This is a genomic window from Leclercia sp. CFBP8987 (genome assembly GCF_034044995.2).
In the GTDB taxonomy this organism is placed as follows: domain Bacteria; phylum Pseudomonadota; class Gammaproteobacteria; order Enterobacterales; family Enterobacteriaceae; genus Enterobacter; species Enterobacter tamurae.
This window is the reverse complement of sequence record NZ_CM188255.1, coordinates 3886162-3907451: the sequence shown is the minus strand read 5'-3', so window position 1 is coordinate 3907451 and position 21290 is coordinate 3886162. Positions and strand designations below refer to the sequence as shown.

Here is a 21290-nt window from a genome sequence, read left to right as displayed (position 1 = left end):
ACGAGAGGTAATTATGTCCGTACTCGATCTAAACGCCCTTAACGATCTGCCAAAAGTCGAACGTATTCTGGCCCTGGCGGAAACCAACGCCAATCTGGAAAAGCTCGACGCCGAAGGTCGTGTCGCCTGGGCGCTGGAAAACCTGCCGGGTGAATACGTGCTCTCCTCGAGCTTTGGTATTCAGGCCGCGGTCAGCCTGCATCTGGTGAATAAGATCCGTCCGGACATTCCGGTGATCCTCACCGACACCGGCTACCTGTTCCCGGAAACCTACCAGTTTATTGACGAACTGACGGACAAGCTGCAGCTGAACCTGAAGGTCTACCGTGCCGAACAGAGCGCGGCATGGCAGGAAGCGCGCTACGGCAAGCTGTGGGAGCAGGGCGTGGAGGGTATTGAGAAATACAATGCCATCAACAAAGTCGAGCCGATGAACCGGGCGCTCTCCGAACTCAAGGCTAAAACCTGGTTTGCCGGTTTGCGCCGGGATCAGTCCGGCAGCCGGGCGTCCTTACCGGTGCTGGCGATCCAACGTGGGGTGTTCAAGGTGCTGCCGATTATCGACTGGGACAACCGAACCGTATACCAGTACCTGCAGCAGCATGGCCTGAAATACCATCCGCTGTGGGATCAGGGTTATCTGTCGGTGGGAGATACTCACACCACCCGCAAATGGGAGCCGGGTATGGCGGAAGAAGAGACCCGTTTCTTCGGCCTCAAGCGCGAGTGTGGACTGCACGAAGGGTGATTGTTGTGCCCCTCACCCTAACCCTCTCCCCATAGGGGAGAGGGTTAGGGTGAGGGGAGCTAATCCCGCTACACTTTCCCCGCTTTCGCCAGCTCTTTCACCAGCGGCAGCATCACCCGCACCACGTCCCGACTGCGATGTTCGATCCGCTTTGGCAGCGCCTCGTCAATGTACTGCAGATTATCCAGCCTGACGTTATGCCAGCTCGTCCCCTGCGGGAAAGCTTTTGATTTCGCCCGCTGCTGATACCCGTCTTTCTTACCCAGAGACCAGTTGGTCGCCTCGACATACAGCACCGGGATCCCGGCCTTATCGAACTTCTCACCGTCGTTACAACATCCTGTCCCTTTCGGGTAACTGGCGTTGCCGCCCGGATTGGTGCCAGCAACGATACCCTGGGCGCGGGCAATCGCCAGCGCGCGGTCGCGGGTTAATTTGCGCACCGGGGGAGGGGTGGTTTTGCCGCTGTTAAAATAGAGCTTATCCCCGACGATCAGGTTATCGAGGTTGATCACCAGCAGGGTGTTTTTCTTCTCGGCCGCGCTCATGCGGTTGAGCACGTTCTCAGCCCCCAGACGTCCCTCTTCTTCGCCGCTGGTGGCGATAAAGCGGATGCTGTACTGGGTTGGAATATTCTTCAACTGCTCCGCCAGCTCCAGCATCACCCCGACACCGGCGGCATTGTCATCAATGCCCTGCAATGTCAGGCCGCCGAGGTTGTTATCGGCATCGCTGTCGCTCATCGGCGCGTAGGTATCCAGATGCGCCATGATAATAATTTGTTGTGCGGCTTTACCTTCATGAGCTGCAATCACGGTGCTGCCGGTCACGTTGTGCCAGTTTTTGCTCTGATTGCGTGAGGTATAGATATAGCGGCTCTGGAAGGTGCGGATATCGCTCTGGTAGCCCATCTCAGCGAACTGCTGGCGCACATAGTCAGCGGAGAGCATTTCGGCGGGGGTACCGGTCATGCGGCCCGGGAAAAAGGTCGCGATATGACGCGCCTGCGTCGCAGCAATCTCACCCAGAGGGGGCGTTTTAGCCTGAACCGTTCCAGTTAAGCAAACGCCGAGCGCCAGGAGAGCGAAACGGTGGCGCATTGCGGAAAACATAGTGAGTCCTTAAAAAATAGAGCAAAATTTTAACGCGCTTAGTATGAAACTGTGACCGCGCTTACACAATTTGAATTGCTCTTAAATGCCCGTAATTACGCGTGTTAAGCACTTTTTGATATTTGCTTTTGCAGGGCGTTATTCCATTGAGTAACTACTCATTCCAATTCGTAATTTCATTCGCTATGAGCAGCCCCCTATAGTCCCACTATTCCTGGTTGTTAGCGAGTTGTAGCATTGTGGATTACCTTCCTTTATTTGCTGACATAAAAGACCGTCCGGTCCTGGTGATCGGCTGCGGTGAAATCGCCGAGCGCAAAATTGCCTTTTTACACCGGGCAGGCGCGCGCGTGCAGGTGGTTGCCGAAGCGGACTTTGATGAAGCGCAAATCGACAATGTGGTGCTGGTCATTGCCGCAACCGAAAACCGCACACTCAACCAGCGCATCTCTGATGCCGCTCACGCCCGTCACCGTCTGGTGAACGTGGTGGACGATCAGCCCCTGTGCTCGTTTATCTTCCCGTCGATTGTCGACCGTTCGCCGCTGGTGGTAGCGATCTCCTCCGGCGGCACCGCACCGGTGCTGGCCCGCGTTCTGCGGGAAAAAATCGAAGCGCTACTGCCAACCAGCCTGGGCCGGATGGCAGAGAAAGCCAGCTTCTGGCGCAACCATCTGAAAACCCGCCTGACCAGCGTGGCGGAACGCCGTCGCTTCTGGGAGCGGGTGTTCCGCGGCCGCTTTGCCAGCCTGATGCAGGCCGGTAATGAGACGGCGGCACAACAAATCCTCGAAGACGAACTGGATAACCCGGGCAGCACCAGCGGGGAGATTATCCTCGTCGGCGCGGGGCCGGGCGATGCCGGACTGCTGACGCTGCGCGGCCTGCAGGTACTCCAGGATGCGGACGTGGTGTTCTATGACCATCTGGTGACCGATGGCATACGCGAATTAATCCGTCGTGACGCCGAGCAGATCTGCGTTGGCAAACGCGCGGGCGGACACGCCGTGCCGCAGCATGAAACCAATCAGATGCTGATTGACGCGGCGAAAGCGGGCAAAACCGTAGTACGTCTCAAAGGGGGCGATCCGTTCATCTTTGGCCGTGGCGGCGAAGAGCTGCAGGCAGCGGCTGAAGCGGGCGTGCCCTTCCAGGTGGTGCCGGGGATCACTGCGGCCTCGGCGGTGACGGCCTATGCGGGTATTCCCCTGACGCACCGGGACTACGCCCAGAGCGTCACCTTTGTCACCGGCCACTACAAGGCCGACAGCACCCCGTTTGACTGGACCCATCTGGCGCAAAGCCGTCAGACGCTGGCGATCTACATGGGCACCATGAAGGCGGCGGAAATCAGTGAACAACTTATTCAACACGGGCGCGATGCAGATACGCCTGTGGCGGTGATATCCCGCGGCACGCGCGTCGATCAGCACGTGGTGACCGGCACATTACAACACCTTGCACACCTTGCGAAAGACGCCCCGATGCCCGCCCTGATTGTGGTGGGTGAAGTGGTGCAGCTGCACAGCACGCTCGCCTGGTTTCAACACACTACCGACACAGAAGGGTTCGGCTCTTCTGTTGTAAATCTGGCTTAAGGAACGGTTATGGATCAAAAACGACTGACTCACCTGCGGCAACTCGAAGCGGAGAGTATTCATATCATCCGCGAAGTGGCCGCCGAGTTCGCTAATCCGGTAATGATGTACTCCATTGGGAAAGACTCCAGCGTGATGCTGCACCTGGCGCGTAAAGCGTTTTATCCAGGCACGCTGCCGTTCCCGCTGCTGCACGTGGATACCGGCTGGAAATTCCGCGAGATGTATGAGTTCCGTGACCGTACCGCCAAAGCCTACGGCTGCGAACTGCTGGTGCATAAAAACCCGGAAGGGGTGGCGATGGGTATCAACCCGTTCGTGCACGGCAGCGGCAAACACACCGACATCATGAAGACCGAAGGGCTGAAGCAGGCGCTGAACAAGTACGGCTTTGACGCCGCCTTCGGTGGTGCCCGCCGCGACGAAGAGAAATCCCGCGCCAAGGAGCGTATCTACTCCTTCCGCGATCGCTTCCATCGCTGGGATCCGAAGAACCAGCGCCCGGAGCTGTGGCACAACTACAACGGCCAGATCAACAAAGGCGAAAGCATCCGCGTCTTCCCACTCTCCAACTGGACCGAGCTGGATATCTGGCAGTACATCTATCTGGAAAATATCGAAATCGTGCCGCTGTACCTGGCGGCTGAACGTCCGGTGCTGGAGCGCGACGGCATGCTGATGATGATTGATGACGATCGTATCGATCTCCAGCCTGGTGAAGTGATTAAAAAGCAGATGGTGCGCTTCCGTACCCTCGGCTGCTGGCCGCTGACCGGCGCGGTGGAATCTAACGCGCAGACGCTGCCGGAGATCATCGAAGAGATGCTGGTGTCGACCACCAGCGAGCGACAAGGGCGCGTGATTGACCGCGACCAGGCAGGCTCCATGGAGCTGAAGAAACGTCAGGGTTATTTCTAAGGAGCCGCCATGAATACCACTATTGCTCAACAAATTGCGGATGAAGGCGGCGTCGAAGCCTACCTGCACGCACAACAGCACAAAAGCCTGCTGCGTTTTCTGACCTGCGGCAGCGTTGATGACGGCAAAAGTACGCTGATTGGCCGTCTGCTGCACGATACCCGTCAGATCTACGAAGATCAGCTCTCTTCCCTGCATAACGACAGCAAACGTCACGGCACCCAGGGCGAGAAGCTCGATCTGGCCCTGCTGGTGGATGGCCTGCAGGCAGAGCGCGAGCAGGGCATCACCATTGACGTGGCCTATCGCTACTTCTCCACCGAGAAGCGCAAATTTATTATCGCCGACACCCCGGGGCACGAGCAGTACACCCGTAATATGGCGACCGGGGCGTCAACCTGCGACCTGGCGATCCTGCTGATCGACGCCCGCAAAGGGGTGCTGGATCAGACCCGTCGTCACAGCTTTATCTCCACGCTGCTGGGGATCAAGCATCTGGTGGTGGCGGTCAACAAGATGGACCTGGTCAACTTCAGCGAAGAGAAGTTTAACGAGATCCGCGAGAGCTACCTGACCTTTGCCGAACAGCTGCCGGGCAACCTCGACATCCGCTTCGTGCCGCTCTCGGCACTGGAAGGGGACAACGTAGCTTCCCAGAGTGTGAGCATGCCGTGGTACAGCGGCCCGACGCTGCTGGAAGTGCTCGAGACCGTCGAGATCCAGCGCAGCGTTGAGACGCAGCCGATGCGCTTCCCGGTGCAGTACGTTAACCGTCCGAACCTCGATTTCCGCGGCTTCTCCGGCACCCTTGCCTCCGGCAGCGTGCAGGTGGGCCAGCGCGTGAAGGTGCTGCCGTCAGGCGTGGAGTCTGCCATTACCCGCATCGTCACCTTTGATGGCGATCTGCAGGAGGCCGGGGCAGGCGAAGCCGTCACCCTGGTGCTGAAAGACGAAATTGATATCAGCCGGGGCGACCTGCTGGTGGATGCAGAGGAAACGCTGCCTGCGGTGCAAAGCGCCGCTATTGATGTGGTGTGGATGGCGGAGCAGCCGCTGAGCCCGGGTCAGAGCTACGACATCAAAATCGCTGGCAAGAAAACCCGCGCCCGCGTGGACGCGGTTCAGTACCAGGTGGATATCAACAATCTGGCGCAGCACAACGTCACGGAATTGCCCCTGAACGGTATCGGCCTGGTGGATTTCACCTTCGACGAACCGCTGGTGCTGGATCAGTACCAGCAGAACCCGGTGACCGGGGGCTTAATCATTATCGATCGCCTGACCAACGTCACCGTTGGCGCCGGGATGGTGCGCGAGCCTAAAGCGCAGGCGAGCGCGGTGCAGTCAGAGTTCAGCGCCTTTGAGCTGGAGCTGAATGCGCTGGTGCGTAAGCACTTCCCACACTGGGGCGCACGCGATCTGCTGGGAGGCAAGTGATGGCGCAGCATGATGAGAACGTCGTCTGGCATCCTCATCCGGTCACGGTGGCCGATCGCGAACAACTCCACGGTCACCGTGGGGTTGTGCTGTGGTTTACCGGGCTCTCGGGCTCCGGTAAATCCACCGTCGCGGGCGCGCTGGAAGAGGCGCTGCATAAAGCGGGTGTCAGCACCTATCTGCTGGATGGCGACAACGTGCGTCACGGGCTGTGCAGCGATCTCGGCTTTAGCGATGCGGATCGCAAAGAGAACATCCGCCGGGTGGGCGAAGTGGCCAGCCTGATGGCCGATGCCGGGCTGGTGGTGTTAACGGCGTTTATTTCGCCGCACCGTGCCGAGCGGCAGTTTGTGCGCGAGCGCGTCGGTCAGAACCGCTTTATCGAAGTCTTTATTGATACCCCGCTGGCCATCTGCGAGCAGCGCGATCCGAAGGGGCTGTATAAAAAAGCCCGCGCGGGTGAACTGAAGAATTTCACCGGTATTGACGCAGTTTATGAAACTCCTGATGCGCCCGAAATCCATCTGGAAGGTCAACAATTGGTAACAAATTTAGTAAGCCAATTATTAGACCTGCTCAGACAGGGCGATATTATCAGATCCTGAGATGGTATTGATGGGGGTGATTATCCCCATCGATATGTCATGGTCACAGGATCAGCTATGCGAAACAGTGAGAACTACATTATCACCGGGACGGACACAGTATCGGCAAATGACGAGACGACCTGGTCTTTCCCTGGGGCGATCGTCGGCTTCGCCTCATGGCTGATGGCACTGGGCATCCCTTTCCTGTTTTACGGCAGTAACACCCTGTTCTTTTTCCTCTATACCTGGCCTTTCTTCCTGGCGCTGATGCCCGTTGCCGTAGTGGTAGGGATTACGCTGCACTCTCTGCTCAACGGCAAGCTGCTCTACAGTTCATTCACCACCGTGATGACGGTGGTGGCGATGGTCGGACTGTTATTTTTGTGGCTCATGGGATAAGTTCAGCCATAATTCAAACCGTCACTCACTGTGTCACGTTGAAGGCTGCGCGAATCTGCAAAAAAAATGTGGTACATTTGCCCGCAATGGTGCGGCGTCTCTGTAGCCCCGATGTAGAGTCGGGGGCAAAGTTATGGGATGATGATGCCGTTTTTCAGGGGGCAGGATGGGTAAACTTACGCTGCTGTTGCTGGCACTGCTGGTCTGGCTTCAGTATTCACTGTGGTTCGGTAAGAACGGCCTTCACGATTACAGTCGCGTCAGCGATGACGTGACGGCGCAGCAGGCAACAAACAGCAAACTTAAAGCGCGAAACGATCAGCTGTTTGCGGAAATTGACGATCTCAATGGCGGACAAGAGGCCATTGAAGAGCGCGCACGCAACGAACTCAGCATGACTAAGCCGGGCGAAACCTTTTATCGTCTGGTGCCGGATGCGTCTAAACGCAACCAGGGCTCAGTACAAAACACCCGATAATCAGGCCCAGGATTATTAGCCATGGCAGTCACTTTTTCGAACGTATGCGCCGTTGTGCCAGCCGCCGGGTTTGGCCGGCGCATGCAGACAGAATGTCCCAAGCAGTACCTTTCAATTGGTGATAAAACGATCCTTGAGCACACCGTGGCGGCGCTGCTGGCGAACCCACGCGTGTCGCGGGTCATTATCGCTATCAGCCCGGGCGATGCCCGCTTTGCCGCGCTGCCGCTTGCCGGTCATCCGCAAATCACCGTCGTGGACGGTGGCGCAGAGCGCGCCGATTCGGTACTGGCGGGTCTTCAGGCCGCCGGTGACGCGCAGTGGGTGCTGGTGCATGACGCGGCGCGGCCGTGCCTGCATCAGGACGACCTGGCGCGGCTGCTGACTATTAGCGAAACCAGTCGCGTCGGCGGCATTCTCGCTACGCCGGTCCGCGATACTATGAAGCGCGGCGAGCCGGGACTTCCGGCCATCGCCCACACGGTGGAGCGCGTTGACCTCTGGCATGCCCTGACGCCGCAATTTTTTCCCCGCGAGCTGCTCCAGGCCTGCTTAACCCGTGCGCTGAATGAAGGCGCAACTATCACCGACGAAGCGTCGGCGCTGGAGTACTGCGGTTTTCATCCCGAACTGATTGAAGGGCGCGCAGATAATATAAAAGTGACGCGCCCCGAAGATTTACAGCTGGCAGAATTTTATCTTACCCGTTCGACCCATCAGGAGAAGGCATAATGCGAATTGGACATGGTTTTGACGTACACGCCTTTGGCGGCGAGGGCCCAATTATCATTGGCGGCGTACGCATCCCTTATGAAAAAGGACTGCTCGCGCATTCTGATGGCGATGTTGCCCTGCACGCGTTAACCGACGCGCTGCTGGGTGCGGCGGCGCTGGGCGATATCGGCAAGCTGTTCCCGGACACCGATCCGGCCTTTAAAGGGGCGGACAGCCGCGAACTGCTGCGCGAAGCCTGGCGTCGTATTCAGGCCAAAGGCTACACCCTCGGTAACGTGGATGTGACCATCATTGCCCAGGCACCGAAAATGCTGCCGCATATCCCGCAGATGCGGGTGTTCATTGCCGAAGATCTCGGCTGTCATATGGATGACGTCAACGTCAAAGCCACCACCACCGAAAAGCTCGGCTTTACCGGTCGTGGCGAAGGTATCGCCTGTGAAGCGGTAGCGCTGCTGGTGAAGGCGGCCAAATGACGGATTTCGATAACCTGACGTACCTGCACGGTAAACCGCAGGGCACGGGCCTGCTGAAGGCCAATCCGGAAGATTTCGTGGTGATCGAAGATCTGGGCTTTGAGCCGGATGGCGAGGGCGAGCACATCCTGGTGCGGATCCTGAAAAACGGCTGCAACACCCGTTTTGTCGCCGAGGCGCTGGCTAAGTTCCTGAAAATTCATGCCCGTGAAGTGAGCTTCGCCGGGCAGAAGGATAAACACGCTGTGACCGAGCAGTGGCTCTGTGCCCGGGTGCCGGGTAACGGAATGCCTGATTTAAGCCAGTTCCAGCTTGAAGGCTGCAAGGTGCTGGAATACGCCCGTCACAAGCGCAAACTGCGCCTCGGCGCCTTAAAGGGTAACGCCTTTACCCTGGTGCTGCGCGAGGTGAGCCACCGCGAGGATGTCGAGAAACGTCTTACTGCTATCAACGAGCAGGGCGTGCCGAACTACTTCGGCGCCCAGCGTTTTGGTATTGGCGGCAGTAACTTGCAGGGCGCGCTGCGCTGGGCGCAAAGCAATGCCCCGGTGCGCGATCGCAATAAACGCAGTTTTTGGTTGTCGGCAGCCCGCAGTGCGTTGTTTAATCAAATCGTGAGCGAACGTCTGAAAAAAACAGACGCGAATCAAGTTGTTGTTGGCGATGCGCTACAATTAGCCGGGCGCGGCAGCTGGTTCGTCGCCACTGACGAAGAAATGGGTGATGTGCAGGCGCGCGTCAATGCGAAAACACTGCTGATCACTGCGGCCCTGCCGGGTACCGGTGAATGGGGCCCGCAGGGCGAGGCGCTACAGGCTGAGCAGGCCGCCGTCGCCGGTGAAACAGAATTATGCTCTCTGCTGGTGCGGGAAAAAGTCGAAGCGGCACGCCGGGCGATGCTGCTCTATCCGCAACAGCTGAGCTGGAACTGGTGGGATGACGTGACCGTCGAGTTACGTTTCTGGCTGCCGGCAGGTAGGTTTGCCACCAGTGTTGTCAGGGAACTTATCAACACTTCGGGTGACTATGCGAATATTGCTGAGTAACGATGACGGGATCCATGCGCCAGGCATTCAGACGCTGGCTAAGGCGCTACGCGAGTTCGCTGAGGTGCAGGTCGTGGCTCCCGATCGTAACCGCAGCGGTGCTTCTAACTCGTTAACCCTCGAGTCATCCCTTCGCACCTTTACGTTCGATAACGGCGATATCGCCGTGCAGATGGGCACCCCGACGGACTGCGTCTTCCTCGGCGTCAATGCGCTGATGCGTCCGCGTCCGGACGTGGTGGTCTCCGGCATCAATGCCGGGCCCAATCTGGGGGATGACGTGATCTACTCCGGCACCGTGGCGGCCGCCATGGAGGGACGCCATCTCGGTTTCCCTGCGCTGGCGGTATCCCTCAACGGCCATCAGCATTACGACACCGCTGCCGCGGTGACCTGCTCCATACTGCGCGCCCTGAGCCGTGAGCCGCTGCGCACCGGGCGGATCCTCAATATCAACGTTCCGGATCTGCCGCTGGATCAGATCAAAGGCATTCGCGTGACGCGGTGCGGCAGCCGACATCCGGCAGATAAGGTGATCCCGCAGGAGGATCCGCGCGGGAATACCCTGTACTGGATTGGCCCGCCGGGTGAAAAGCACGATGCCGGGCCGGATACCGACTTCGCCGCGGTGGACGAGGGGTACGTTTCCGTGACCCCGCTGCATGTAGATTTGACCGCGCATAACGCGCAAGATGTGGTGTCAGGCTGGCTGGAACGTGCCGGAGTGAGCTCCCAATGGTAAGTAAACGTGTACAAGCACTTCTGAATCAATTACGCACTCAGGGTATTGCCGATGAGCATGTGCTCACTGCCATCTCACTGGTACCGCGTGAAAAATTCGTCGATGAGGCGTTTGAGCACAAAGCGTGGGAAAACGTCGCCCTGCCAATAGGGCAGGGGCAGACCATTTCGCAGCCCTATATGGTGGCGCGCATGACCGAGCTGCTGGAGCTGACCCCGGACTCACGGGTGCTGGAGATCGGCACCGGATCGGGTTACCAGACCGCCATTCTGGCGCATCTGGTGCATCACGTCTGCTCGGTTGAACGTATTAAAGGCTTGCAGTGGCAGGCGCGTCGCCGTCTGAAGCAGCTTGATTTGCACAATGTTTCTACCCGTCACGGGGATGGCTGGCAGGGCTGGAAGGCTCGCGGCCCGTTTGATGCCATTATCGTGACGGCCGCACCGCCGGAAATCCCGGCTGCGCTTATGGCGCAACTGGACGATGGCGGGATCCTCGTTTTACCGGTGGGCGATGAACATCAGCTGTTAAAGCGTGTTCGTCGACGGGGCGACGAGTTCATCATCGATACCGTAGAAGCCGTACGTTTTGTGCCTCTGGTAAAAGGAGAGCTGGCCTGAGACTCGGATTTTTCCAGGGTTATTCAGGCTAATTCAGCGTATGGTGTGGCGCAAAAGCGCGTGACATTACGGTTAATTTTAAGTCACTGGTAACTAAAAACATTCCTGGGGGATAAATGAGCGCGGGAAGCCCAAAATTCACCATCAGCCGTGTTGCGGCTCTGTCACTGGTTTCACTGTGGCTGGCAGGTTGTACATCCTCGAATAACGCCCCTGCGCCGGTGAGTTCAGTTGGCGGCAACAGCAGCGGAGCTGGCAATTCATCCGGCGGCATGCTGATCACCCCTCCGTCCAGGATGGGCACGACTACACAACAAACACCTCAGATTCAACCTGTTCAACCCGTGGTTACGCAGCCAACACAGATTCAGCCAGTGGATCAGCCTGTTCAGACGGAAAATGGCCGCATTGTGTATAACCGTAAGTATGGGAACATTCCGAAAGGAAGCTATACCGGCGGCAGCACTTACACCGTAAAACGCGGCGACACTCTCTTCTATATTGCCTGGATCACCGGGAACGATTTCCGTGATTTGGCAGAGCGAAATAACGTTGCGGCCCCGTATGGCCTGAATGTCGGCCAGACGCTGCAGGTTGGTAACGCCACCGGCGCACCATTAACGCCAGGCAATACCGTTTCAGCGGCTGACGTGACGGCGCAAAATAACAGTGTGACGCCTGCGCAAAAATCAAGCACAGTGGTTGCGTCACAACCGACAATTACGTATTCTGAGGACTCAGGTGAACAGAGTGCTAACAAGATGTTGCCGAATAATAAAGGGTCTGCGACTGTCGTCACAGCGCCCGTTACGGCACCTGTGGTTAGCTCTACCGTGCCCGTTGCCAGTAGTCAGACCTCCAGTTCGCCGATCTCTTCGTGGCGCTGGCCGACTGAAGGCAAGGTTATCGAGAACTTCGCTTCCTCCGAGGGGGGAAATAAAGGGGTCGATATCGCAGGAAGTAAGGGACAGGCTATTATCGCGACCGCAGATGGACGCGTTGTATATGCCGGTAACGCTCTGCGCGGTTACGGTAATCTTATTATCATAAAACACAACGATGATTACCTGAGTGCCTACGCCCATAACGATACGATGCTGGTCCGGGAACAACAAGAAGTTAAGGCGGGGCAAAAAATAGCTACCATGGGTAGCACCGGAACCAGTTCTACACGCTTGCATTTTGAAATTCGTTACAAGGGGAAATCCGTAAACCCGCTGCAGTATTTACCGCAGCGATAATTTGGCGGGACATACCACTTCGGTTGTCTCGTTCAGGGATCACGGGTAGGAGCCACCTTTATGAGTCAGAATACGCTGAAAGTTCATGATTTAAATGAAGACGCGGAATTTGATGAGAACGGAGCTGAGGTTTTTGACGAAAAAGCCTTAGTAGAAGAGGAACCCAGTGATAACGATTTAGCTGAAGAAGAGCTGTTATCGCAGGGCGCCACTCAACGTGTGCTGGACGCGACTCAGCTTTACCTTGGAGAGATTGGATACTCTCCACTGTTAACAGCAGAAGAGGAAGTGTACTTTGCGCGTCGGGCATTACGTGGTGATGTAGCCTCACGCCGTCGTATGATTGAAAGTAACCTGCGTCTGGTGGTCAAGATTGCCCGTCGTTACAGCAATCGTGGTCTGGCTCTGCTGGATCTGATTGAAGAGGGCAACCTGGGACTCATCCGCGCGGTAGAGAAATTTGACCCTGAACGTGGGTTCCGTTTCTCAACATACGCGACATGGTGGATTCGACAGACCATCGAACGGGCAATCATGAACCAAACCCGTACGATCCGCCTGCCGATTCACATCGTGAAAGAGCTGAACGTCTATCTGCGTACCGCACGCGAGTTGTCCCATAAACTGGACCACGAGCCAAGCGCGGAAGAGATTGCCGAGCAGCTTGATAAACCGGTTGATGATGTTAGCCGTATGCTGCGTCTCAACGAGCGTATTACCTCTGTCGACACCCCACTGGGTGGCGATTCCGAGAAAGCGCTGCTGGACATCCTGGCCGATGAAAAAGACAACGGCCCGGAAGACACCACGCAGGACGATGATATGAAACAGAGCATCGTCAAATGGCTGTTCGAACTGAACGCCAAACAGCGTGAAGTGCTGGCACGTCGTTTCGGTCTGCTGGGGTATGAAGCTGCAACACTGGAAGATGTCGGTCGTGAAATCGGCCTGACCCGTGAACGTGTTCGTCAGATTCAGGTAGAAGGTCTGCGTCGCCTGCGTGAAATCCTGCAGGGTCAAGGGCTCAATATCGAAGCGCTGTTCCGCGAGTAAGCAACTTTTCGTCAAAAAAAGGCCCGTCGAAAGACGGGCCTTTTTCTTTTGTCTTAAGGCTGCGTGGTTTCGTGCAGCAGACGCCAGGTAATCGTATTGCCTTCCTGATTGAGTACCGCGCTGGACCAGCGCACGTTCACCGGCTGATCGGGGCGGGTTTGTGTCTCGCGATAGTGAAGCACCGCCCCGTTATCCCAGGTCTGCAACGTGGTTAATTCATCAATCACGATCTTCAGGCCCGGACGGCTGCCGCGTTGAGCCTCGAGGAAATTTGCCAGCGCCGGGTGATCCAGATGTGCGCCGCTGGGGGCAATCATCAGGAAGTCCTGACGAAAACGGGCGAGCAGGGCAGCAAAATCGCCTTCCCCCTGGCCTAACCAGTTTTCTAACGCGACGTGAGCATCAATAATTTCTGTTTCATAGCAGGTCATTCTTTCTCCTTTACCATCATTTTGCGGACCAGATCCGTAAACTGGTGACGTTCCTCAGGGCTTAAACGCCCCAGAAAAGCCTCATCGACGTCATTCCCCACCGGCTTACAGCTTCCGAGCAGCGCTTCACCTTCCGTGGTTAGGAAAACAAACCGTCGGCGCTTGTCGGCCGGATCGGATTCGCGCTTCACCAGCCCGCGAGATTCCATGCGGCTCAGCATTTCCGCGAGGGTGGCTTTGGTACTGACAGCAGCTTCGGTCAGCGCCACCTGCTCAATGCCGGGATGTTCAGCGATAGAACGCAGGACCGCATATTGCGGCTTGGTCAGCTCGGGCAAGGCCTGTTGCCAGTGCGCAGTATGCTGCTGAAAAAGCTGACGTAACAGATGGAACGCTTCTTGTCTCAGTTCCATGAACTCTCCGGCGTAAAAATCACTTCTCTATCATAGCCGTTATCAACCGGGATTTTAACGCGACCGGTTTTAGCATTATGTGTGATCGTATACGAACGATCTTGTCAGCGTACCTCGCCGGGCGTAGGGTAAACAACACGTTCGTACACGAACAAATGAAATGAGGTACTGAATGAGAGTGATTGTTGGGATGACAGGGGCGACCGGCGCGCCGCTCGGGGTGGCACTGCTGCAGGCGCTGCGCGATATGCCGGAGGTAGAGACCCATCTGGTGATGTCGAAGTGGGCCAAAACGACGATAGAGCTGGAAACGCCGTACACCGCTCAGGACGTTGCCGCCCTGGCCGACGTGGTCCACAGCCCGGCGGATCAGGCCGCCACCATCTCCTCCGGCTCCTTTCGTACCGACGGCATGATCGTTATTCCCTGCAGCATGAAGACGCTGGCGGGGATCCGCGCAGGCTACGCCGACGGGCTGGTAGGGCGCGCTGCCGACGTGGTGCTGAAAGAGGGGCGCAAGCTGGTGCTGGTCCCGCGGGAAACGCCGCTCAGCACTATCCATCTGGAGAACATGCTGGCCCTTTCCCGCATGGGGGTGGCGATGGTGCCGCCCATGCCCGCGTACTACAACCACCCGCAAACCGCCGATGACATTACCCAACACATTGTGACCCGGGTGCTCGACCAGTTTGGTCTGGAGCATACCAAAGCCCGTCGCTGGAAGGGGTTGCAGGCGGCCAGAATTTTTTCACAGGAGAATGAACATGGCATTTGATGATTTGAGAAGCTTCCTGCAGGCGCTCGATGAGCAAGGGCAACTGCTGAAAATCACGGAGCAGGTCGACGCGGAGCCGGATCTGGCGGCGGCAGCCAACGCCACCGGGCGCATTGGTGACGGTGCGCCTGCGCTGTGGTTTGACAATATTCGCGGCTTTACCGACGCCCGCGTGACCATGAACACTATCGGCTCCTGGCAGAACCACGCCATCTCGATGGGACTGCCGCCGAATACGCCGGTCAAAAAGCAGATCGACGAGTTTATTCGCCGCTGGGATAAATTCCCGGTAGCGCCGGAGCGCCGCGCCAGTCCGGCATGGGCGGAGAACACCGTCGACGGCGAGGCGATTAACCTGTTCGACATTCTGCCGCTGTTTCGCCTGAACGACGGTGATGGCGGGTTCTATCTCGATAAAGCTTGCGTGGTCTCCCGGGATCCGCTCGATCCGGATCACTTCGGCAAGCAGAACGTTGGCATCTACCGCATGGAGGTGAAGGGGAAACGCAAACTCGGCCTGCAGCCGGTGCCGATGCACGATATCGCCCTGCATCTGCATAAAGCTGAAGAGCGCGGCCAGGATCTGCCGATTGCGATCACCCTCGGTAACGATCCGATTATCACCCTGATGGGGGCGACGCCGCTGAAATACGATCAGTCGGAATATGAGATGGCAGGTGCGCTGCGGGAAAGCCCGTATCCAATCGCCACCGCACCGCTGACCGGTTTTGACGTGCCCTGGGGGTCGGAGGTGATCCTCGAAGGGGTGATTGAGGGGCGTAAACGCGAAATCGAAGGGCCGTTCGGAGAGTTTACCGGGCACTACTCCGGAGGGCGCAACATGACCGTGGTGCGCATCGACAAAGTCTCGTACCGCACCAAACCGATTTTTGAATCGCTCTATCTCGGCATGCCGTGGACCGAAATCGACTATCTGATGGGGCCGGCAACCTGCGTGCCGCTCTACCAGCAGCTGAAAGCCGAGTTCCCGGAAGTGCAGGCGGTGAATGCGATGTATACCCACGGCCTGCTGGCGATTATCTCTACCAAAAAACGTTACGGCGGCTTTGCCCGTGCCGTTGGCCTTCGGGCAATGACGACGCCGCACGGTCTGGGTTACGTGAAGATGGTGATCATGGTGGATGAGGATGTCGACCCGTTCAACCTGCCGCAGGTGATGTGGGCGTTGTCGTCGAAAGTGAACGCGGCGGGGGATCTGGTGCAGCTGCCGAATATGTCGGTGCTGGAGCTGGATCCGGGTTCAAGCCCGGCGGGGATCACCGACAAACTGATTATCGATGCCACCACGCCAGTGGCCCCGGATCTCCGCGGTCATTACAGCCAGCCGGTACAGGATCTGCCTGAAACCAAAGCCTGGGCTGAAAAACTGACCGCGATGCTGGCCGCACGTAAATAAGGAGGGGAACATGATTTGTCCACGTTGTGCCGATGAACATATTGAGGTGATGGCGACGTCGCCGGTGAAAGATGTCTGGACGGTGTACCAGTGCCAGCACTGCCTGTATACCTGGCGAGATACCGAGCCGCTGCGCCGAACCAGCCGGGAGCACTATCCTGAAGCGTTTCGCATGACGCAGAAAGATATCGACGATGCCCCGCAGGTACCGACCATTCCGCCGCTGCTGTAAAAAAAGCCGGGTGGCGGCTACGCCTTACCCGGCCTACATCGATTCCTTAGGCCCGGCAAGCATAGCGCCGCCGGGCGATACAGGCCGCACATTCCGTAGGCCCGGCAAGCGTAGCGCCGCCGGGCAATACAGACCACACCGATCTACACCAGATTCTTCAACCGATAGATCCACTCCAGCGCCTGACGTGGCGACAGAGAATCCGGGTCGAGGTTCTCCAGCGCTTCCAGTGCCGGGGAGGTCTCTTCGGCTGGCGCCAGCAACGACATCTGCGTCCCGTCAACCTGGGTCGCCGCCGCGTTTGGCGCCAGGCTTTCCAGCTCACGCAGCTTCTGACGCGCGCGCTTGATTACCTCTTTCGGCACCCCCGCCAGCGCCGCCACGGCCAGCCCGTAGCTTTTGCTCGCCGCGCCATCCTGCACGCTGTGCATAAAGGCGATAGTGTCCCCGTGCTCCAGCGCATCCAGATGCACGTTCGCTACGCCCTCCATCTTCTCCGGCAGCTGGGTCAGCTCGAAGTAGTGGGTGGCAAACAGGGTCATGGCTTTGATTTTATTGGCCAGGCTTTCGGCACAGGCCCACGCCAGCGAGAGCCCGTCATAGGTCGAGGTCCCGCGGCCAATCTCATCCATCAGCACCAGACTGTACTCGGTGGCGTTGTGCAGAATGTTGGCAGTTTCGGTCATCTCTACCATAAAGGTCGAACGACCGCTCGCCAGATCGTCCGCCGCACCCACGCGGGTAAAGATACGATCGACAGGGCCGATCTCCACCTTTTGCGCCGGAACGTAGCTGCCGATATAGGCCAGCAGGGCAATCAGCGCCGTCTGGCGCATATAGGTACTTTTACCGCCCATGTTCGGTCCGGTAATGATCAGCATTCGCCGCTGCGGCGACAGGTTGAGCGGGTTAGCGATGAACGGCTCGTTCAGCACCTGCTCCACCACCGGGTGACGGCCTTCGGTAATACGTACCCCGGGCTTATCGCTAAAGGTCGGGCAGCAGTAGTTCAGGGTCTCGGCACGTTCCGCCAGGTTAACCAGCACATCCAGCTCGGCCAGGGCGGAGGCGCTCTGCTGCAGATCGCCCAGGTGCGGCATCAGCATATCGAACAGGGCGTCATACAGCTGTTTTTCCAGCGCCAGGGCTTTGCCCTTCGAGGTGAGTACCTTGTCTTCGTACTCTTTCAGCTCAGGAATAATGTAACGCTCGGCGTTTTTCAGCGTCTGGCGGCGCACGTAGTGGATAGGGGCCAGGTGGCTCTGCCCGCGGCTGATCTGAATAAAGTAGCCGTGTACGGCGTTGTAACCGACCTTCAGGGTGTCCAGCCCGAGCCGCTCGCGTTCGCGGATCTCCAGCTTATCGAGATAGTCCGTTGCGCCGTCGGCCAGCGCGCGCCACTCGTCCAGCTCTTCGTTATAGCCCGGGGCGATAACGCCGCCGTCACGCACCAGCACCGGCGGCGTTTCAATGATGGCCTTTTCCAGCAGTTCGCGCAGTTCGCTGAATTCGCCCATCGCCTCGCGCAGCTTCTGCACCGGCGCGCTGTCGATCTCTGCCAGCTGGCTGCGCAGTTCTGGCAGTTGCTGGAACGCGTGACGCATCCGGGCTAAGTCGCGTGGTCGCGCGGTACGCAGCGCCAGACGCGCCAGAATACGCTCCAGATCGCCTACCTGGCGTAACACCGGCTGCAGGTCGCTGTATCTCTCCTGCAGGGCGCCAATGGTCTGCTGGCGGCCGGTGAGGGTGGCGATGTCGCGAACCGGCATATGCAGCCAGCGTTTCAGCATCCGGCTACCCATCGGGGTGACGGTGCTGTCGAGCACCGAGGCGAGGGTGTTTTCCACGCCCCCGGCCAGGTTCTGGGTGATCTCCAGATTGCGACGGGTAGCGGCATCCATAATGATGCTGTCCTGCTGGCGCTCAATGGTAATGGAGCGGATATGCGGCAGGGCGGTGCGTTGGGTATCTTTCACGTACTGCAGCAAACAGCCCGCGGCGCACAGACCGCGCGGGGCATTTTCAACGCCGAAGCCGGTCAGATCCCGGGTGCCAAACTGCAGGTTAAGCTGCTGGCGCGCGGTGTCGATCTCAAACTCCCACAGCGGACGGCGACGCAGGCCGCGACGGCCTTCAAGCAGCCCCATCCCGGCAAAATCTTCGGCGTACAGCAGCTCCGCCGGATTGGTGCGCTGCAGCTCGGCGGCCATGGTTTCCTGGTCGGCCGGTTCGCTCAGGCGAAAACGCCCGGAGCTGATATCCAGGGTGGCATAGCCAAAACCTTTGCTGTCCTGCCAGATGGCGGCGAGCAGGTTATCCTGGCGCTCCTGCAGCAGCGCTTCATCGCTGATGGTGCCGGGGGTGACGATGCGTACTACTTTGCGCTCAACCGGGCCTTTCGAGGTGGCCGGATCGCCAATCTGTTCGCAGATGGCGACCGATTCCCCCTGATTGACCAGCTTCGCCAGGTAGTTCTCTACCGCGTGGTGCGGGATCCCGGCCATCGGGATCGGTTCCCCGGCGGAGGCGCCGCGTTTGGTCAGCGAGATGTCGAGCAGCTGTGAGGCGCGTTTCGCATCGTCATAAAATAGCTCGTAAAAGTCGCCCATCCGATAAAACAGCAGGATTTCCGGATGCTGAGCTTTCAGCTTCAGGTACTGCTGCATCATGGGGGTGTGCGCGTCGAAATTGTCAGTAGTGGTCATGGAGTGATGATGTCCATTTCTTTGAAAATAGTGCTGTTCAGGCGACATTAGGGTCGTGTAATGGCGCTATTGTCGCATGAAAAAAAGAGCCGGCGCAGCAAAATGTCGCGACTTTACGAGGCCTCTTCCGCAATCAGCTCAATCACTAATTTCCCCTGTTCCACCAGCACCCGCACCCGGGAATGGGTTTTAAAACCGGCCTCTTCCAGCCAGTCGCCTTTTAAGCTCAGCGCAGCATGTACGCTGTAGCGCGTCGGGATTTTGGTCTTGCGATCCTCGTGGCGTTTTCTGAAATAGCCCACGGTGAGATGGCGGCTGGGTCTGGAGATGCACATATCCGACATAGAAACTCCTTGTTCGCAGGGAAGGATCCGGTGAAACAAACACCTGTATAAAATGTCAGTAAAATGAGGCGAAGACAAACGTATAACTGCGAAGCGCCTTCAGGAAACGAAATGTAAAATATGAAATCGGGCTGAACATCCGGCTTGAAAAGGGTATTATTGATGCAACTTATCAGTGGGTATCAGGCCATGTCAGGAAAACGGATCGCGCGCGAAAAAGAGACCATCCGCAAGATGATCGCGCTGTATGAAAAGCAGTGTCCCGAGGCATCAAAAGCCGCGGGGCACTATCCGGCGCTGAATGCGTACGCCGACAAGCGGCTGGATAAATGCGTGTTTGGCGAGGAGAAACCGGCCTGCAAGCAGTGTCCGGTTCACTGCTATCAGCCGGCTAAACGGGAAGAGATGAAGCAGGTGATGCGTTGGGCAGGACCGCGCATGCTGTGGCGTCATCCGATTCTGACGATCCGCCATCTGATCGACGACCGCCGCCCGGTCCCGGAGCTGCCGGAAAAGTACCGCCCGAAAAAGTAACCCGTCAGGCGCGCGGCCTGCGCATCGGGCGGCAGATAACCACCATGGCGAAGGCGCTGCATAGCGGAAACACAGCCAGCACCAGCCAGGGATACATTGCCGCGACGGAGGGCCTCAGCGCCTGGTCGAGCAGATCGCCCAGCAACAAATTCCCCGCCAGCACCGCGCAACCGCCTGCGGTGGCCAGAGCACCGTAGTGCGCGCCCAGCGTCGATTCGCTCGCAAACCAGGGCACCACATCTTTGCCCGCCGGCACCAGCAGCATCTGCCCGGTGGTCAGTAGCGTCACAAAGCAGGCCGCCGGTAGCAGACGCAGCCAGCCGGTTGCTGGCTCTGAGGGCGCAAAGAGTGCGACGCTCAGGAAGGACGCGGCAATCAGCAGAAAGCCCACCGGCAGGATCCGCACCGCGCCCACCCGACGGGCAAAGCGCGCCAGCGGCAGCTGAAAGAGGATCACCAGTCCCGAGGCCAGCATAAACAGCGGGCCGAGATCTTTTTCGCTGCCCCCGGCACGCTGGATCTCCACCGGCAGCGCCAGATAAAGCTGGTTATAGCTTAACAGCCAGCTGCTCCAGGCGATGATGAACGCCACGAACCGCGGCTGGCGAAAGGTGGTCCACCAGGGGGTGATCTGCAGCGGCTGGTTTTTTGCCGACCCGGCCGGCAGACAGAAGAACAGCACAATCAACGCCACCACAAACACCGCAGCTCCCGCCAGCGCCACCTGGCGAAAACCCATCCCGGTGAGCAGGGCACCCGCCACCGGACCAAGCACCGCCCCCAGCTCGCCGCATACCGCAAACAGCGCGAACCACTCGGCGCGGCTGCGTTTGCCCTGCGCCTCGCTGCGGGTTCCGGCTTTTGCCAGTAAGGCTTCGATGGAAGGCGAGAAGAGTGCCCCGCCGATCCCGGTGAGGCACGCCCCGGCGATGATGACGGGCAGGCTGTAGCCAAAGGCCAGCAGCAGATAGCCCACCACCCGCACCACGCAGCCGCAGAGAATAACGACGCGCGCGCCGTAGCGGTCGGAGAGGGCGCCGCCGACGATAAACATCCCCTGCTGGGAGAAGGTTCGCAGCCCAAGCACCAGCCCGATAAGTCCACCGGAGAGCAGCATATCGTCGCGTAAAAAAATCGCCAGGAAGGGAACAACGGCATAAAAACCGATGTTGAAAACAAACTGGCTGCCCAGTAAGACGGGCGGCCAGAGCTGTGTTGCAGGGCGGAGCAGCGTCACGATAACCTCGCC

At 58.3% G+C, this 21290-nt stretch carries 25 protein-coding genes; 18 read left to right on the top strand and 7 right to left on the bottom strand.

The features are described 5' to 3' along the window. Positions 1–13 precede the first annotated feature (13 nt). Positions 14–748 carry a phosphoadenosine phosphosulfate reductase gene (gene cysH / locus SOM40_RS18805; RefSeq protein WP_261644999.1) on the top strand — a complete coding sequence of 245 codons (735 nt, stop codon included), beginning with the start codon at positions 14–16 and terminating at the stop codon, positions 746–748. A 68-nt stretch (positions 749–816) separates the two neighbouring features. On the opposite strand, the gene SOM40_RS18800 is transcribed toward cysH, so the two are convergent. Then, positions 817–1860 carry an aminopeptidase gene (locus tag SOM40_RS18800; protein ID WP_320530546.1) on the bottom strand — a complete coding sequence of 348 codons (1044 nt, stop codon included), beginning with the start codon at positions 1858–1860 and terminating at the stop codon, positions 817–819. A gap of 239 nt (positions 1861–2099) precedes the next feature. Here SOM40_RS18800 and cysG point away from each other — a divergent pair, with 239 nt between their 5' ends. The 11 genes from cysG to SOM40_RS18745 all read left to right on the top strand — a co-directional run bounded on the left by cysG (position 2100) and on the right by SOM40_RS18745 (position 10896). Next, entirely contained in the window at positions 2100–3458 is a 1359-nt protein-coding gene (gene cysG / locus SOM40_RS18795) for a siroheme synthase CysG (protein WP_106994470.1), read from the top strand. Positions 3459–3467: 9 nt separating this feature from the next. Continuing rightward, positions 3468–4376 (top strand): sulfate adenylyltransferase subunit CysD, encoded by a 909-nt coding sequence (gene cysD / locus SOM40_RS18790; RefSeq protein WP_106994471.1) that lies wholly within the window; start codon positions 3468–3470, stop codon positions 4374–4376. 9 nt (positions 4377–4385) lie between these two features. Next, positions 4386–5813, top strand: a complete 1428-nt coding sequence (gene cysN / locus SOM40_RS18785; RefSeq protein ID WP_320530545.1) for a sulfate adenylyltransferase subunit CysN — start codon at positions 4386–4388, stop codon at positions 5811–5813. Next, the gene (gene cysC, locus SOM40_RS18780; protein ID WP_320530544.1) at positions 5813–6418 is read left to right on the top strand and encodes an adenylyl-sulfate kinase; all 606 of its coding nucleotides are present in this window, start codon (positions 5813–5815) and stop codon (positions 6416–6418) included. Before cysN ends, cysC begins: the two co-directional genes overlap by 1 nt. A 57-nt stretch (positions 6419–6475) precedes the next feature. Continuing rightward, positions 6476–6799 carry a DUF3561 family protein gene (locus SOM40_RS18775; protein WP_320530543.1) on the top strand — a complete coding sequence of 108 codons (324 nt, stop codon included), beginning with the start codon at positions 6476–6478 and terminating at the stop codon, positions 6797–6799. Between the two features lie 166 nt (positions 6800–6965). After that, positions 6966–7277, top strand: a complete 312-nt coding sequence (gene ftsB / locus SOM40_RS18770; protein ID WP_032613637.1) for a cell division protein FtsB — start codon at positions 6966–6968, stop codon at positions 7275–7277. 21 nt (positions 7278–7298) lie between these two features. Further along, positions 7299–8009, top strand: coding sequence for a 2-C-methyl-D-erythritol 4-phosphate cytidylyltransferase (gene ispD / locus SOM40_RS18765; protein WP_106994475.1), 711 nt, complete (start codon positions 7299–7301; stop codon positions 8007–8009). Then, complete coding sequence (ispF, locus tag SOM40_RS18760; RefSeq protein WP_006811766.1) at positions 8009–8488, top strand: 2-C-methyl-D-erythritol 2,4-cyclodiphosphate synthase; 480 nt, start codon at positions 8009–8011, stop codon at positions 8486–8488. Before ispD ends, ispF begins: the two co-directional genes overlap by 1 nt. Next, entirely contained in the window at positions 8485–9534 is a 1050-nt protein-coding gene (truD, locus tag SOM40_RS18755) for a tRNA pseudouridine(13) synthase TruD (RefSeq protein WP_320530542.1), read from the top strand. The genes ispF and truD overlap by 4 nt, the downstream gene beginning before the upstream one ends. After that, a complete protein-coding gene (surE, locus tag SOM40_RS18750; protein WP_106994477.1) occupies positions 9515–10276 on the top strand; it encodes a 5'/3'-nucleotidase SurE in 762 nt (253 codons plus the stop codon). The genes truD and surE overlap by 20 nt, the downstream gene beginning before the upstream one ends. Next, positions 10270–10896: a protein-L-isoaspartate(D-aspartate) O-methyltransferase gene (locus SOM40_RS18745; RefSeq protein WP_106994478.1), complete on the top strand. Its 627-nt coding sequence runs from the start codon at positions 10270–10272 to the stop codon at positions 10894–10896. The genes surE and SOM40_RS18745 overlap by 7 nt, the downstream gene beginning before the upstream one ends. A gap of 28 nt (positions 10897–10924) precedes the next feature. Here the strand turns inward: SOM40_RS18745 and SOM40_RS18740 are convergent, their stop codons facing one another. Next, positions 10925–11170: a hypothetical protein gene (locus tag SOM40_RS18740; RefSeq protein WP_242685337.1), complete on the bottom strand. Its 246-nt coding sequence runs from the start codon at positions 11168–11170 to the stop codon at positions 10925–10927. On the opposite strand from SOM40_RS18740, the gene nlpD reads away from it, so the two are divergent. Then, a complete protein-coding gene (nlpD, locus tag SOM40_RS18735) occupies positions 11058–12137 on the top strand; it encodes a murein hydrolase activator NlpD (protein ID WP_261645058.1) in 1080 nt (359 codons plus the stop codon). The two genes, SOM40_RS18740 and nlpD, sit on opposite strands and share 113 nt — an antisense overlap. A gap of 60 nt (positions 12138–12197) precedes the next feature. Continuing rightward, complete coding sequence (rpoS, locus tag SOM40_RS18730; RefSeq protein ID WP_032613624.1) at positions 12198–13190, top strand: RNA polymerase sigma factor RpoS; 993 nt, start codon at positions 12198–12200, stop codon at positions 13188–13190. A 53-nt stretch (positions 13191–13243) separates the two neighbouring features. On the opposite strand, the gene SOM40_RS18725 is transcribed toward rpoS, so the two are convergent. Next, positions 13244–13621 (bottom strand): DUF4440 domain-containing protein, encoded by a 378-nt coding sequence (locus SOM40_RS18725; RefSeq protein WP_320530541.1) that lies wholly within the window; start codon positions 13619–13621, stop codon positions 13244–13246. Continuing rightward, on the bottom strand, positions 13618–14034 hold the full coding sequence (locus SOM40_RS18720; RefSeq protein WP_320530540.1) for a MarR family winged helix-turn-helix transcriptional regulator: 417 nt from the start codon (positions 14032–14034) through the stop codon (positions 13618–13620). The genes SOM40_RS18725 and SOM40_RS18720 overlap by 4 nt, the downstream gene beginning before the upstream one ends. Positions 14035–14206: 172 nt before the next feature. Between SOM40_RS18720 and SOM40_RS18715 the strand changes: the two genes are divergently transcribed. From SOM40_RS18715 to SOM40_RS18705, 3 genes are read left to right on the top strand one after another with little or no spacing between them, the layout of a single operon-like run. Beyond that, complete coding sequence (locus SOM40_RS18715) at positions 14207–14809, top strand: non-oxidative hydroxyarylic acid decarboxylases subunit B (RefSeq protein ID WP_106994482.1); 603 nt, start codon at positions 14207–14209, stop codon at positions 14807–14809. Next, complete coding sequence (locus SOM40_RS18710; RefSeq protein ID WP_106994483.1) at positions 14799–16226, top strand: non-oxidative hydroxyarylic acid decarboxylases subunit C; 1428 nt, start codon at positions 14799–14801, stop codon at positions 16224–16226. The genes SOM40_RS18715 and SOM40_RS18710 overlap by 11 nt, the downstream gene beginning before the upstream one ends. A 10-nt stretch (positions 16227–16236) precedes the next feature. Next, on the top strand, positions 16237–16458 hold the full coding sequence (locus SOM40_RS18705; RefSeq protein WP_014071539.1) for a non-oxidative hydroxyarylic acid decarboxylases subunit D: 222 nt from the start codon (positions 16237–16239) through the stop codon (positions 16456–16458). Positions 16459–16601: 143 nt separating this feature from the next. Here SOM40_RS18705 and mutS read toward each other — a convergent pair whose 3' ends face one another. Both mutS and SOM40_RS18695 read right to left on the bottom strand, forming a co-directional pair. Continuing rightward, a complete protein-coding gene (gene mutS / locus SOM40_RS18700; protein WP_166183733.1) occupies positions 16602–19163 on the bottom strand; it encodes a DNA mismatch repair protein MutS in 2562 nt (853 codons plus the stop codon). Between the two features lie 113 nt (positions 19164–19276). Further along, positions 19277–19507 carry a SymE family type I addiction module toxin gene (locus SOM40_RS18695; RefSeq protein WP_106994486.1) on the bottom strand — a complete coding sequence of 77 codons (231 nt, stop codon included), beginning with the start codon at positions 19505–19507 and terminating at the stop codon, positions 19277–19279. A 189-nt stretch (positions 19508–19696) separates the two neighbouring features. Between SOM40_RS18695 and SOM40_RS18690 the strand changes: the two genes are divergently transcribed. After that, positions 19697–20041 (top strand): nitrous oxide-stimulated promoter family protein, encoded by a 345-nt coding sequence (locus tag SOM40_RS18690; protein WP_207630127.1) that lies wholly within the window; start codon positions 19697–19699, stop codon positions 20039–20041. A 4-nt stretch (positions 20042–20045) separates the two neighbouring features. On the opposite strand, the gene SOM40_RS18685 is transcribed toward SOM40_RS18690, so the two are convergent. Next, positions 20046–21278 carry an MFS transporter gene (locus SOM40_RS18685; protein ID WP_320530539.1) on the bottom strand — a complete coding sequence of 411 codons (1233 nt, stop codon included), beginning with the start codon at positions 21276–21278 and terminating at the stop codon, positions 20046–20048. Positions 21279–21290 lie beyond the last annotated feature (12 nt).